The organism is Achromobacter sp. Marseille-Q0513 (assembly GCF_018195695.1).
In the GTDB taxonomy this organism is placed as follows: Bacteria; Pseudomonadota; Gammaproteobacteria; order Burkholderiales; family Burkholderiaceae_B; genus Achromobacter.
Map to the genome: position 1 here is coordinate 1 of NZ_JAGTJY010000417.1, position 732 is coordinate 732.

General features: G+C 50.8%; 2 protein-coding genes. Both read right to left on the minus strand.

Going from position 1 to position 732, the window contains the following annotated elements; all coding sequences use genetic code 11:
• The coding region (locus KDH83_RS31005) for a hypothetical protein (protein WP_212322928.1) at window positions 1-395 on the minus strand (395 nt) is incomplete at its 3' end.
• Between the two features lie 27 nt (window positions 396-422).
• The coding region (locus KDH83_RS31010) for a DNA methyltransferase (protein WP_212322930.1) at window positions 423-732 on the minus strand (310 nt) is incomplete at its 5' end.

Below are 732 nucleotides of genomic sequence, written 5' to 3' on the forward strand. Positions count from 1 at the left end.
TCCTTAGACTTGGAAACCAGCGCATCCAGCCAATTTCTATAATCTCCCCATTTTCCAGTCGCATATGGCTGCGAACGGGGATAATCAAGGCGATGGTTATCGGTGATATAAAACCGATGGTAACGCTCGTAAGCAGGGCGGATCGTTTTCTGCCCTCCTGCAGGCAACGACACCGTCAACGTGGACACTCCGTCAGTGATTTGCGGATATGCCACGAACAAATCATTTAATGATTGATACCCCTTGCCTGGAGCGTCTAACTCGATCAAGAAATCACAGAAAGAGGGCAATAGGCCACCCACATATTTTCTTGGCTTGCCAACTCCTTCCCCAAGAAAATCTCGTCGCATTGCATCTACGATCTCGTCCCGTGTCATGCTTTTGTCGATCTCCAAGTACAGGGATCGACAACGCCAATGGCTTTAGTCCTCGCTTTTGACCGGAACTTTTTCCAGCAAAGGAATAGACCGATCTGCCAATTGCACGTAGGCGGGATCCCTTTCAACGCCCAAACTTTCGTATCCTACCGCGTTTGCGGCCGCGAGTGTGGACCCGGACCCGGCAAATGGATCCAATACGACGCCCTTGCCTAGTGGCAAAGAACCACGGACGAGTTTTCGGAGGAATTCTTGCGGCTTAAGAGAAGGATGTTCAGCAATTCGCCTTTCCGTAGCAGGTGTTGGATGCGAGCGAATGACATCCCCAAAGGGACGATCTTTCGATGGTCGCCTA